The following is a 12,825-nucleotide window of genomic DNA, read 5'->3' on the forward strand; positions in this document are numbered from 1 at the left end:
GAAAATCAGTAAAAAATAGTAACCAGTTAGCGAGTGTATTGCATGAAGGCAAAAAACTTTTTCTGGATCAGAAACGCAATAGCTTTAATTGCCCAGATTATCCCCACATAGATTAGGGTAATCGTTAAGTAGATTTCAAAGCTCCGAAAAGTACGGGATTGTAAATAATTACCGACAAAGGTCAATTCTTCCGCTGAAATTTGAGAGACAACACTGGTAAACAAAATTGCAATTACAATTTGGCTAACCAACGATGGATAAACATTACCTAAAGCTGGGATGAGGATAATGTGTCTGAAAATCTGTAGTTTTTTGAATCCTAGCGCTAATCCCGCTTCAATTTGTCCCTTACGGATGCTTTCAATTCCAGCACGAATTATCTCAGTAGAATAGGCTCCAAAATTAATCGCTAGTGCTAGTACCGCTGCTTGCCAAGAGGTTAATTTAATTCCTAAACTCGGCAAGCCAAAGAAGAAAAAGAACAGTTGAATTAGAAAAGGCGTATTGCGTAGAAATTCCACATAAGCTACAGCAATCCCATTAAATACAGCATTTCCAGAAGTTCTTCCCATTGCGCCAATTGTTCCTAGCACTAACCCGCCAGTAATTGACACAATAGCGAGTTGAAATGTTAGGAAAACACCTTGGATTAAAAAGCCTGCATTATTCCAAACTACTGAAAATTCAGGTCTATAGCTCATGGTTTTCTAAGTAATAGAGTTTGAACTGACACTAAATCCGGCTTAAATACCCCTTTATCTTTGAGTCCGCGCAGGCGGACTTCGTTTGTGTAGATGCGGTTTCAACCGCCCAATTTGTTTCGCCCAATTTGTTTCGCCCAATTTGATTCGCCCAATTTGGTTCGCCAATTTGGTTATGATTTCCTACTCTGACTGACGACGAGAAAAGAACTGAATGCCAGCAAAAGCTAATGCAATTAATCCAAAGGAAAAGAGCGTTGTCATCGTTCCTAAAGCATAAATTGCAGGAGTTGTCACGTTCGTTGTCATCCCAAAAATTTCTAGCGGTAGGGTATTCTTTTCCCCGGAAATTAACGAAGTCCGCGTAAATTCATCGTAGGAGAGCGTAAACCCAAACAAACCTACTCCAATCAAACTAGATGCAATTAACGGTAGCAAAACCTCCGAAAATGTCTGGATTTCAGTCGCTCCCATATCCCGTGCTGCTTCTTCATAGCTAGGATTAAAGCGATTGAATACTCCCACCATAATTAAGAAAGCAAAGGGTAATGTCCAGGTCAGATGTCCCGCCAGCGCTGATGAATACCAAGTGGTATCTAAACCAACGATATTAAAGACAATACCAATGCCTAAAGAGATGAGAATACTGGGCACAATCAGACTAGAAATTGTTAAGTAAAAAATCCAATTTGAACCCATGAATTTTTGCCGAAATGCCATGCCAGCTAATAGACTAAAGATGACAGTAATTACCATCACCAGCAAACCTAAAGTAAAAGAACGACCAAAGGCACTGACAAAATCTCCTACACGCTGAGTGCCAAATACTGCTGACATCCAGTGAAAGCTGAAACCTCGCATGGGAAAGGTTAATTGTCCCTCTGGCCCTTGCAGGGAAAGTAGAAAGATAGCGGAAAATGGGCCGTATAAAAACAGAACAAATAATCCAAAAAAGCCAGCTAATAGGTAATAAGAAAGAGGGCGTTTTGTTTTTTGCATTGTTCAACTCCATTTAGACAATTACAAAGGTTTATTCTTAGAGTTCTTTGCGAATATCAACCGCTCGCAAAATTCCAAACACAATCAGTAATGTTACAGCTAATAAAACGATCGCATTCGCAGCAGCCATCGGATATTGCAAACTACCAATTAGGGTTTTAATCAAATATCCAACGGAAGAAGTTTGTCCGCCACTCATTAGCCTGACAGTTGCAAATTCTCCCATCACTAATGTGACGACAAAAATTGAACCAATGGCAATTCCCGGCGATGATAAAGGAAAGATTATTTCCTTCTGAATTTGCCAAGCTGAGGCTCCTGCATCTTCTGCGGCCGCAATTAAAGAACGGTCAATTCGCATCATGCTATTAAAGGTTGGAGCTACCATATACAGGGTATAAAGATGCACCATTGCTAGGAGTACGGCAAAGTCGGAAAACAAAAACATTTCTAGGGGTTGATCTGTTAAATGCAGACCCATTAGTAACCCATTGAGGATACCTTCTCTTCCCAAGAAGGGAATCCAAGAAATCATCCGAATAATGTTAGATGTCAGGAAGGGAACTGTACAAACTAGAAACAAAATTGTTTGCCATTTCAAGCTTTTGATATGAAAGGCAAGAAAGTAAGCGACTGGATATGCGATCGCCAGAGTTAACAACCAGACAATAGCTGCAAATTTGATGGTATTGACATAAGTTGACAGAAATACCTTTGAGGTAAAAATTGTCAGATAGTTGTTGAGAGTAAAAGTGGGAACCATTGTATAGCCATTAAACGTCCAAAAGCTGACGATAAAAATGGCAAGAATTGGTAATACTAAAAACAACAGAAAGACTAAAGTTTGAGGAGCAACTAGAAAATAAGGCTTGAACTTTTTCCAGTCAGTTACCTTGGTTTTAGGAGAATTGGTAGAGGTGGTTAATGGTTGGGTGATTGTCATGATTCAATCCGCAAAAGTAACAAAATACAGCAAATATTTCGCTCATTGAAAGAAACCGGTTTTCTAGAGATTTTTGGGTTTAGTGCTGAGAAATTTAGGAAGAAACCCCGTTTCTGGGTCTCATACTAAAACTTTAAGCAACTACAAATTCAATCCACTTTTGCAGGAGATATATCTGTTCCTTCATTACAGAATTCCAGCACACAACATTGCCCATTCTTTCTTTGAAAGAACCTCCATCTCTTACTGCTCCTTGAGACTCAATCTTTTTCCCAAAAGGGTCAATAATATCAGTAGCAGCAGGCTTTCCTTCATACCAAAAATCCCACTCTTCCGGCTTCATGTATTTCTTGGCATTTTCGGGAATTGCACTGTAATAACCCTGTCTTCCTAAAAAAGCACCTAGCCAACCTTCTAACATCCAATCGAGGTAAGCATAAGCAGCATCTAATTCTAATCCTGAAAGGTTTTTAGAGAGTCCAATTCCGCCTCCCCAGCCGCGATATCCTTCCTTTAAAGGGCCATAAACGCAGGGAACGCCTCTGGCTTTTACGGCTGTCACCGCAGGCGACCACATTGATTGCAGAACGACTTCTCCAGCCGACATTAAATTGACAGATTCATCAAAGCTTTTCCAGAAGGCTCGAAATTGTCTTTCTTTCTTTTGCTCGATCAAGATTTGCGTGACTTTATCGAGTTCTTCCCGCGTCATATTTCCTTTGTCGCCAAAGGTCATTAATCCCATTGCTTCAACGGCCATCGCTGCATCCATAATCCCAATGGAAGGGATATCTAGCAGTGCGGTTTTACCTTTATATTTGGTGTTGAATAAATCTGCCCAAGATTCAATTTTACCACCAATTAAATCTGGTCGGTAGCCCAGAGTATCGGCATTATATTGAAAAGGAATTAATGTTGCCCAATCAGTTGGCCCGTCAGCAAATTCTGTTGAATTTTGCCCCTTGACAAACATTACTTTCCGGGGTGCGCTACCTTGGGAGCTATTCACAGGAGCGCCTGGGTATAATTCTCCTGTGGTAAAGATGGGAACGAGTTTGTTAAATTCCTTGACTCGCTTAACATCAATTGGCTGCAAGCTTCCCGAAGGAAATACTAATGGTAAACCGAAGTATTCGCCGTCAAACATATCATATTGTTTGGGCTGAGTGATGGCGATTTGTACTGTTTCTTCGGTACTGAGGGCGCGGAGTTGAATTTTAAAACCTAAGTCTTTTTCGGCTTGCTCTTTGATGTCATTAATTTGAGCAGCTCCAGTGCCAATAAATCGCAGAGTAACATCTTTAAATTTATTGGTGAGCAGTGTCGGCCCTCTATTGGGAGTAGTTGAAAGGTTGGCAGTTTCAGAGACTTTATTTGCACCGCAATTGGTTGTGCTCAGAAATGTTCCTGCTGCCAGACCGACTTGAATAAATTTTCGTCGCGAAAGTCTAGCCATTGTTCTATTTTAGGTTTGAGATTTGGCGGGAAATTTGATGATTTAATGAGGCAGAAAAACGCAATCTTCTGCTGACCATCGCAGAGTAATCATTTGCCCTTCTTGTAAGGAATTATTCGCCCATTCATCGGTGGCAATTTTGTACAGGATTTCTTGACCTGTTTTTTCTGTCATTAAGGAAATGCGCGTTACATAACCTGTGAGTTCAACGGCAGTAATCCGAGCATTAATGTGATTAGCGTAGGGAGAAGGCTGAGGTGGAGGTGTTGTTGAGAAGGGTTCTAATTTTAGCAAGTCTGCTCGTACTGAACAGGCGGCTTCGCTTCCCAATGGTGGTGCTCCCTGACCGATGGAAAATATGGAACCTAATCCTTCGATATTGAGTTCCACCAATTCTTTGCCATCACTTTCTGGAACGCAGTGCAATACTTTACCTGTAAATAGGTTATTATCGCCCATAAATTTGGCAACAAATTGGGAAGCGGGAGTACGGAACATATCCGCAGGACTGGCTACCTGTTCGATGTGACCTTGATTCATTACTACGATTTCATCGGAGAGGGAAAATGCTTCGTCAACGCCGTGCGTTACTTGGATAAATGTCATGCCAAACTGTTTTTGAATCCGGCGTAGTTCGCTTCGCATTCGCAGGCGCAGGGTTTCATCTAAGGCGCTTAAAGGTTCATCCAGAAGGAGAACTTTGGGACGAGTTGCTAAGGCTCTAGCTAGTGCGACTCGCTGTTGTTGTCCGCCGCTTAATTGAGCTGGTTTGCGTTCTCCAAGGTGGCTTAATCCGATTAATTCGAGCATTTCTCCGACGCGATCGCGCCTTTCTGCTTGCGGTACATTCCGCATTTTTAAGCCAAATTCTACGTTTTCCCAGACGGTTTTGTGGGGAAAGAGGGCGTAATTTTGGAACATCATGGCAGTATCGCGTTTGGCGGGTGGCAAGTGGTTGACGCGCCGATCGCCTATTAAAACGTCGCCACCAGTGGTTTCTTCGTGTCCTGCTATCATCCGCAGGGTGGTGGTTTTGCCGCAACCGCTAGGGCCTAATAGACAGCAGTAGTAACCTGCGGGAATCTCTAAATTGAGGTTCTCGATCGCCACAAATGAGCCATATTCTTTTCTGAGCGATCGCAAGCTTACTCCCTGAGCACTGGAGGCTAATTCTTGCGCGATCGCGCTATTCCCATTGTTGATTTCGCTTGTTCTGACCTTGGCTTGTTCGGTTCCGATATTCATGACACCCTCTCCTTCAAAAAGTAGGTTGTATTTGATGTCTGGCACCATTCTCATCGGGTGGGAGCGGGTTTATTTACCTATCTGTACTTTATTAAACCTATTGGTAAACCGGCCCCTACAGATTGTTGACAATGGTGGAAGAACTAACTTATATGCTGCATAACACTAGGCGATGAATTACTAGAAAAAAGTTATCAAAGATACCAATAGCCTATTTCTTCGTAAATTTTTAAAATTCATCGTTTATCTAAGATTTGGGAGCAAAATTTGAGAGCATCCCCGTATAAGATTTGGCGAGCGGATAGGCTAAATCACCTACTTTGCTCGTACCCAAACCTAAAGCAATGAGAACTTCTACAAACTTGACGGCAGCACTGACACCATCGATGACAGGTGCATCGATGTCTTGACTAATCTGGCGAACTAAATCAGTCATACCAGCACAACCCAAAATAATTGCCCCCGAACCATCTTCAATGAGAGCTTTCCGACACTCTTCTGTAATTATTTTTTGAGCTTGAGAGCCTTCTTTTTCTAGTTCAAGGACTGATAATTCAGTACCACGAATTCCTTGGCAAAAGCGAGTCATGCCGTAGTTTTCTACTAATTGTTTAGCAATGATCCGCGTGCGGTTCAAAGTTGTCACAATTGAAAATCCTGTGGCGATGAAACTAGCAGCGTGCATCGCTGCTTCTGCTATGCCTAAAACGGGGCCCCGTGCCAATTCGCGAGCCGCCAACAAACCTGGATCGCCGAAGCAAGCAATGACATAACCATCAATACCCTCTGCTTCTCCCTTACGGATTTCATCTAAAATCCCGATCGCGCTGAGGGCTTCATCATAATGCCCTTCGATGGAAGCAGGCCCCATGACAGGATTGCAAGCAATAATTTCTGTGCTGGAATTGGCTGCTGCTTGAGCTGCAATCCCGATTTTTCGGGTCATGCTAGCCGTCGTATTGGGATTTATGACTTTGATTTTCATGTCAATGGCGCGATCGCTTCTCCTAGATTTGCGGTGGATGTATACTGCATACAATGTAAATTACAGCTCTGCTTAAAGGTTGTTTGTATCTAAAGTTACAAACAATCAATTTTCTGAATTTTTTTTGTTATAACCTATTAGGACTTACACACAATCGCAGTACGGCCGCCCTCTGGGCGGTTATGATACCACTCAGAGGGCGGCGTTACGTAAACCTTGCATAAGTCTTCTTCCTTCTAATCCACTACTTTATTACTAATGCCATTACCCACACAAATATTCACTGAATACACACAATTATTGAGTGAAACTATTGATATTATCGATAGTGTATTCAATCAGCTTGTCCATGAATTATCTCTCGTTATCTTTTTTAAAATTGGTGGCGAAAATGGTTTTCCTCTGATTGTCTTGTGGCTGATTTGTGCAGCCACATTTTTTACAATCCGCCTGGGTTTCCCCAATATTCGACTATTTAAACACGCAATTGACGTAGTAATGGGTAAATATGACGATCCTAACGAGGAAGGTGAAGTATCTCACTTTCAGGCCCTAGCAACTGCTATATCGGGAACAGTAGGATTAGGAAATATTGCAGGAGTAGCGATTGCAATTCAACTTGGCGGCCCTGGTGCATCCTTCTGGATGACATTAGCAGGATTTCTCGGCATGACTTCCAAATTTGTAGAATGCGGACTAGCCAATAAATATCGCGTCATAGAAGCAGATGGAACAGTTGAAGGCGGGCCGATGTACTATATCAAAAAAGGTTTTGCTGACAGAGGAATGGCTTCACTAGGACAAATTTTGTCTTATGCCTTTACCATCTTACTAATTCCTGCGAGTTTTTCAACTACTCTCTTTCAATCAAATCAAACCTATGCTGCTGTTGCACACATTATACCAGAGTTTCCTAACTGGTTGTTTGGCATTATCCTTGCCACTGTCATCGGCTTTGTACTCATTGGTGGCATTACTAGGATTGCCACCATTACAGATAAACTCACTCCAGCTATGGCAATTATTTATACCATTGCTTGCGTGACAATTCTGATTAATAACTTCAGCCTGATTCCAGGTGCGATCGCCACAATCATCGGTTCAGCTTTTGACCCGCAGGCAGTCACCGGTGGCATTTTCGGTTCAATAGTCATCGGTATTCGGCGAAGTTGCTTTTCTAATGAGGCTGGACTAGGAACCGCTGCGATCGCTCATGCACCAGCTAAAACCAATGAACCCTTACGGGAAGGAATTGTTAGTTTACTTGAACCTTTCATAGACACCATAGTTGTTTGCAACCTGACAGCAATTACCATTGTCTCTACAGGTGTTTATGCTACAGTGCCAGAAGGTACATCAGGTATCGCCATCACTGCCGAAGCCTTCAGAACCATTGCTGATTGGTTCCCGACACTCTTAACTATTTGTGTGATACTTTTCGCGATTTCAACTGTAATTTCTTGGAGTTACTACGGCCAACAAGCCTGGATTTATATCTTTGGCAGACCAACTCTGATTATCTATCGCAGTATCTACGTTTTCTTTACATTTCTGAGTGCTATTGTCAGTGTGGGAGCTGTCGTTGAATTTGCTGATATGATGGTGCTAAGTATGGCAGTCCCTAACTTAATAGCTTGTTATCTCCTATCCAATGAAGTAGCTGCCGATCTGAAGGACTATCTACAGCGGCTTAACTCTGGACAAATGCTAGCTTACGATCCTCAAAAATTTGTTTAATATTGTCAACCATGAAAAACACACAAACAAAATTATCTACAGATACTTGGGTGGCAGCAACTTGGGATGAATTTATCGAGGCTGCTGATAATCCAGCTTTTGAACGCGCTAAGGGTTATTATTATAATGGCAAAATGTTGATTGAAGCGCTGGGAACTGGATACGACCATTCTTGCGACAAAGCGATTACGATCTTGGCTGTCAATTTTTACTGCATTTTTAACCGCATTCCTGTCAATGGGTTGACTGGTTGCAGCTTTCGCAAAGCAGGGTTGTGGGAGTGTCAGCCAGATATCGCTTATTATATTGGCGATCGCGCCCAATCTATTCCCAGAGGCACTAAAATTGTAGAGTTAAATCAATATCCACCGCCGGATTTAGCTATAGAAGTTTCTGACAGTACGCTATCTGACGATTTAGGTAATAAACGCCTGCTTTATGAAGAAGTACCAGTTAGAGAATATTGGGTTGTGGATGTACAAGGAGCCTTAGTGAGAGCCTTTGCAGTCGGCGATGGTGGGAGTCGTCGCATCACTGAATCTCTAGTTTTTCCGGGATTAGCAATTAGTTTATTAGAATCAGCTTTGAACCGCAGCCGCGAGGCAGATCAAACTCAAGTCGGCGCTTGGTTAATGCAGCAATTTCAAGCAATATAGATGGCAATATAAAATTAATGGATGAGCTAATTAGAAAATTAATTACTATCGGCTTACCTGCTTGGCTTCTCTTCACAGTAGCAAGCACTACGGGTAAAACAGGTGAGGCTGCGATCGCGAACTCTTTACAAAAGCTCGGCAGTCCTTTTGGTTTGCTGATGGGTTTAGGTATATTGGTTATTTTCGGGTTAGCTGCTAGTTATTTTAGCCGCTATCTTGTAGATGGCTTGCTAATTAGATTTTATCAAAAGCGGCAGCAGTCGGAACCACTAGAAAAATTGCTAATAGAAATCGAGAAATTGCCACTATCCGATGACCTCAAAATTAAACTAAAATGGACGGTTACTCACGATCGCATCTACTCTCAACCGCAGTTCAAGCACATAATTTCAAGGAGTTTCATTATTGCCGCAATTCTCTCGGCACTATTTTCTGTCTCTAGCTACTTAGGGGAAAACAATAGATTTTTTGAATTGACTTCTCATTTGAGACTACAATATCTAATTGTGGGTTTCAGTTGCTGCATTTTTTTTGGACTTACGCGCACAAAAAAGTTATGGTTAGTTGTTAGTATTTTCTGTATACTCGTTAATCTGGCTGAAATCGTGCCTTGGTATTTTCCTGAGCCAGCAATTGCAGCAGAAATTTCAGGACAAAAGTTACGGATTTTCCAAAGCAATGTTTTGACAGGAAATCGCCATTATGCAGATGTTATATCTTTAGTTAGGGAAGAAAAACCTGATATTGCAGTTTTTGTAGAAGTCACCAGGTCTACTTGGGCAAAAGAGTTAGTAGTTTTAAAGGATTTACTTCCCTATTCTTTCGGAAATCAAGAGTCCGAGAAATTTGGCATGGTAATATACAGTAAGTTTCCGCTGGAAAATAGAGAACTTAAAATTTTTTCATTGGGAAGAAAAGTGGTATCTACAGATATAAGAGTTCAAGATAAAATTATTTCTATTCTCGCTGTTCATCCATCTGTTCCCACTAGACAAAAGAGTTTTATTGATAGAAATAAGCAGTTGGCAGCTATTGGTGAATATGCCGCACAAATCAAAAATCCTGTGATAGTTGTTGGAGATTTTAATGTCACGATGTGGTCGCCATTTTACAAAAGCATGGTAAAGACAGGGGGATTGCGAAATGCACGATCTGGCTTTGGTATTTTACCAACTTGGCCGACTAATAAACCGCTGTTATACATTCCCATAGATCACTGTTTAATCACCAAAGATATCCAAGTTTTGAATATTAGGACTGGTCGCAAAATTGGTTCCGATCACCTACCTTTAATTACAGATTTAGCAATCAATAACTACTGACAATAACTACCGATCGTTTAAATAGCCATCGGGCATAATCGTAGTGCGATCGCACTCCGCATTAGAAACATCTACCTTTCGCGCTTTAAACAAATTACATCCCTTTAACTGGGTTCCCGTTAACTTGGCATTTTCTAAATTAACTCTGCTCAAATCAGCATAAGTTAAATCTGCACCGCTGAGATCTGCATTGTACAAATCTGCGCCTTGTAAAGTTGCACGAGAGAGATTTGCACCCTGCAAATTAGCACGACGTAAATTAGCTCTTGACAAATTGCTCCCTTCTAGATCTGCTCCCGATAAATTGGCTTGATAAAGTTGAACGTCTCCCAATTGGGCTGCGGTTAACTGAGTTTTATACAAGTTGGCTTGACTCAAGTTTGCATAAGGTAAATAAGCACGACTCAAATCGCTACCTTCAAAGTTAATTTCTTGTAAATTGGCTTCAAATAGGTAAGCTTCACTCAAATTAACGGCGTTAAAGTCTCGCTTACCCGCAGAATACTGAGCCAGCAATTCCTCAGCGCTTAGCTTTTGCATTTGTACCTCTTTTCCGGCGACAGCGATCGCTGCCAATCCATCAGAATAATTAATGGCTGATATTATGCGTATTTATACTTACGCATTTATTTTTATGTTAAGCTTGTGTAATAAAGAACACATTTTTTCTAATATTTTTTTTAGATTTGTAAATTCCTGTTACGCTCAGCCACCGGGACAAAATCAGTAATTTTGTCCCAAAACCGATTTATTTGTAAAATGAGAGATATTTACGTAGCTTATACAGAACTTACGCATCCAACCAAAGAAACCGGGTTTTTTGACCAAAATACTTAGTTGTGACTCACATATTGTCTAAAAAACCCGGTTTCTGGGACTCCCTGCGTAAGTCCTATTATGTATACTGCCGATCGCACCTCTTTTTTGAAACGGTAAGGCAGAAGGTAGAAGGCAGAAGGCAGCTATACTGAAAAAATTTCTTATTTAGAAGGGCAAAAAGCAATTATCCTGAAAAATTTTCTTATCTATCTACAAGGGCAGAAGGAAAATGCAATCTTCAGCAATCGTTTCAGCAGTATTAATTTTATGAAAGAAAGTGTACAGTGAAAGATATTTAGTTGGCTTATATACACTGCCAATCGCGTTCCCTGTAGCTGACTTCACGACATTTTCCGAGTAGGCAATGCCAAGATCGATAACACTTTCATTTAACACTGTTCCTCAACTGACCTATGCCAGAACTTCCTTTGTCTATTGCTCAACACTACCACGAGCGAACGAAATACGACCCCCAAACCATAGCGGCCAAAAATAAACAACTAGATTGGGAACAACAGCCAGTTCCCTTTAAGGAATATAAAATTGGGGCAACTTTTGACTTAAAGCCATATCTGAGAGATCAATCAGAAGGGTTAGCGGCCGATCCTGATGTGAAATGGTGGCAACGATTGTCTCGGTTGCTGCTTTGTAGTTACGGTTTGACGGCGAAAGTACCGACAATGGGGGGAGCTCCGCTTTATTTGAGATCGGCCCCTTCTGCGGGTGGGCTATACCCTGCGGAGGTTTATATAATTTCTCGCGGTACGGGATTGTTACCTGCGGGACTTTACAACTATCAAGTTAGGACTCATTCGTTAGTTCATTTTTGGAATAGCGAAGTTTGGCCCGCTTTGCAAGGGGCTTGTTTTTGGCATCCGGCTTTAGAGGAGACTAAACTCGCGATCGCAATTACAGCAGTTTTTTTTCGTTCAGCTTGGCGTTACGAAGATCGCGCCTACAGGCGAATTTACTTGGATAGCGGCCACCTACTGGGCAATATCGAGTTAGCCTGTGCTCTGAATGACTATCGGCCGCACCTAATCGGTGGATTTGCCGATGCTGCGGTGAATGAATTGCTATACCTTGACTCGGAACAAGAAGGAACAATCGCGATCGCAGCCTTAGCGGATTTACTAGAAATAGAACAAAACTTGCCTAGATTCCGAACCGCCTTGTCCGGGCCCACACAGACAGACTATCCGAAAATTCCAGAGGGTCAACTGCTAGTATCGCTGCACAAAGCTACTCTGATTAACTCCGATTCCTTGGGAACCGATCGTTGGAAAGCTGATGAAAGTGAAGAGCAACTAGAAGATAAATATAACTTCCCTTTCTGCACAAAAGTTTCTGCCGTCACTCCATCCATACCTTGGGGTGCAAACCTCGAATCCTTAGAAAGTACAATTTTTAAGCGGCGTTCTACCCGCGCTTACACAGGTGCTACCTTGAGCTTGGGCGAACTTCTAGCTTTACTGGATTTTACTTATCAATCCCATCACTATATTGACCAAGGTTTAGACGGTTCGCCTGATTATTTTGACCTGAGTTTAATTGAAACATTTATCGCCGTTTCTGGCGTAACAGGTTTAGAAGAGGGCTGTTACTATTACGCTCCCAAAGCTCAAGAATTGCGACAAATTCGGTTTAAAAATTTTCGGCGTGAGTTACACTTTTTGTGTTTGGGGCAAGAACTGGGGAGGGATGCAGGAGTAGTGCTGTTTCATACCGCCGACTTGAAGAAAGCAGTAGCAAAATATGGCGATCGCGTGTACCGCTATCTACATTTGGACGCTGGCCATTTAGGGCAAAGATTGAATCTAGCAGCCATCCACCTACGTTTAGGAGTCAGCGGTATCGGTGGCTTTTTCGACGACCACGTTAACGAAGTTCTCGGCATTCCTGCTGATGAAGCCGTCCTTTACATCACCACTCTCGGCCGGCCAAGATAGGGAGAGGGGGAGA

Annotated in this window: 11 protein-coding genes; 4 read left to right on the forward strand and 7 right to left on the reverse strand. The window is 41.9% G+C overall.

Going from position 1 to position 12,825, the window contains the following annotated elements:
* Window positions 1-26: 26 nt before the first annotated feature.
* The 6 genes from PN499_RS10290 to PN499_RS10315 form a co-directional block, all read right to left on the reverse strand.
* Window positions 27-701, reverse strand: coding sequence for an amino acid ABC transporter permease (locus PN499_RS10290; RefSeq protein WP_272031757.1), 675 nt, complete (start codon window positions 699-701; stop codon window positions 27-29).
* 183 nt (window positions 702-884) lie between these two features.
* Window positions 885-1,700, reverse strand: coding sequence for an ABC transporter permease (locus tag PN499_RS10295; protein WP_272031758.1), 816 nt, complete (start codon window positions 1,698-1,700; stop codon window positions 885-887).
* A 37-nt stretch (window positions 1,701-1,737) separates the two neighbouring features.
* Window positions 1,738-2,643 (reverse strand): ABC transporter permease, encoded by a 906-nt coding sequence (locus tag PN499_RS10300; protein WP_272031759.1) that lies wholly within the window; start codon window positions 2,641-2,643, stop codon window positions 1,738-1,740.
* A gap of 133 nt (window positions 2,644-2,776) precedes the next feature.
* Window positions 2,777-4,099: an ABC transporter substrate-binding protein gene (locus PN499_RS10305; RefSeq protein ID WP_272031761.1), complete on the reverse strand. Its 1,323-nt coding sequence runs from the start codon at window positions 4,097-4,099 to the stop codon at window positions 2,777-2,779.
* Window positions 4,100-4,141: 42 nt separating this feature from the next.
* The gene (locus PN499_RS10310; RefSeq protein WP_272031762.1) at window positions 4,142-5,344 is read right to left on the reverse strand and encodes an ABC transporter ATP-binding protein; all 1,203 of its coding nucleotides are present in this window, start codon (window positions 5,342-5,344) and stop codon (window positions 4,142-4,144) included.
* Between the two features lie 247 nt (window positions 5,345-5,591).
* The gene (locus PN499_RS10315) at window positions 5,592-6,383 is read right to left on the reverse strand and encodes an aspartate/glutamate racemase family protein (RefSeq protein ID WP_272031764.1); all 792 of its coding nucleotides are present in this window, start codon (window positions 6,381-6,383) and stop codon (window positions 5,592-5,594) included.
* Between the two features lie 204 nt (window positions 6,384-6,587).
* Here PN499_RS10315 and PN499_RS10320 point away from each other — a divergent pair, with 204 nt between their 5' ends.
* The 3 genes from PN499_RS10320 to PN499_RS10330 are packed head-to-tail and all read left to right on the forward strand — an operon-like array spanning window position 6,588 to window position 10,044.
* On the forward strand, window positions 6,588-8,066 hold the full coding sequence (locus tag PN499_RS10320) for an alanine/glycine:cation symporter family protein (RefSeq protein WP_272031765.1): 1,479 nt from the start codon (window positions 6,588-6,590) through the stop codon (window positions 8,064-8,066).
* Window positions 8,067-8,077: 11 nt separating this feature from the next.
* Window positions 8,078-8,722, forward strand: coding sequence for a Uma2 family endonuclease (locus PN499_RS10325; RefSeq protein ID WP_272031766.1), 645 nt, complete (start codon window positions 8,078-8,080; stop codon window positions 8,720-8,722).
* A gap of 17 nt (window positions 8,723-8,739) precedes the next feature.
* Window positions 8,740-10,044 carry an endonuclease/exonuclease/phosphatase family protein gene (locus tag PN499_RS10330; RefSeq protein ID WP_272031768.1) on the forward strand — a complete coding sequence of 435 codons (1,305 nt, stop codon included), beginning with the start codon at window positions 8,740-8,742 and terminating at the stop codon, window positions 10,042-10,044.
* Between the two features lie 6 nt (window positions 10,045-10,050).
* Here PN499_RS10330 and PN499_RS10335 read toward each other — a convergent pair whose 3' ends face one another.
* Window positions 10,051-10,584 (reverse strand): pentapeptide repeat-containing protein, encoded by a 534-nt coding sequence (locus PN499_RS10335; protein ID WP_272031769.1) that lies wholly within the window; start codon window positions 10,582-10,584, stop codon window positions 10,051-10,053.
* A gap of 692 nt (window positions 10,585-11,276) precedes the next feature.
* Between PN499_RS10335 and PN499_RS10340 the strand changes: the two genes are divergently transcribed.
* Window positions 11,277-12,812, forward strand: a complete 1,536-nt coding sequence (locus PN499_RS10340; protein ID WP_272031771.1) for a SagB/ThcOx family dehydrogenase — start codon at window positions 11,277-11,279, stop codon at window positions 12,810-12,812.
* Window positions 12,813-12,825 lie beyond the last annotated feature (13 nt).

This window comes from Kamptonema animale CS-326, from assembly GCF_028330895.1.
Lineage (GTDB): Bacteria > Cyanobacteriota > Cyanobacteriia > Cyanobacteriales > Microcoleaceae > Kamptonema > Kamptonema formosum.

Bases quoted from the DNA above. Each gene is read 5' to 3' on its own strand.
- PN499_RS10290 (WP_272031757.1), bottom strand. From the start codon at position 701: ATGAGCTATAGACCTGAATTTTCAGTAGTTTGGAATAATGCAGGCTTT.
- PN499_RS10295 (WP_272031758.1), bottom strand. From the start codon at position 1,700: ATGCAAAAAACAAAACGCCCTCTTTCTTATTACCTATTAGCTGGCTTT.
- PN499_RS10300 (WP_272031759.1), bottom strand. From the start codon at position 2,643: ATGACAATCACCCAACCATTAACCACCTCTACCAATTCTCCTAAAACC.
- PN499_RS10305 (WP_272031761.1), bottom strand. From the start codon at position 4,099: ATGGCTAGACTTTCGCGACGAAAATTTATTCAAGTCGGTCTGGCAGCA.
- PN499_RS10310 (WP_272031762.1), bottom strand. From the start codon at position 5,344: ATGAATATCGGAACCGAACAAGCCAAGGTCAGAACAAGCGAAATCAAC.
- PN499_RS10320 (WP_272031765.1), top strand. From the start codon at position 6,588: ATGCCATTACCCACACAAATATTCACTGAATACACACAATTATTGAGT.
- PN499_RS10325 (WP_272031766.1), top strand. From the start codon at position 8,078: ATGAAAAACACACAAACAAAATTATCTACAGATACTTGGGTGGCAGCA.
- PN499_RS10330 (WP_272031768.1), top strand. From the start codon at position 8,740: ATGGATGAGCTAATTAGAAAATTAATTACTATCGGCTTACCTGCTTGG.
- PN499_RS10335 (WP_272031769.1), bottom strand. From the start codon at position 10,584: ATGCAAAAGCTAAGCGCTGAGGAATTGCTGGCTCAGTATTCTGCGGGT.
- PN499_RS10340 (WP_272031771.1), top strand. From the start codon at position 11,277: ATGCCAGAACTTCCTTTGTCTATTGCTCAACACTACCACGAGCGAACG.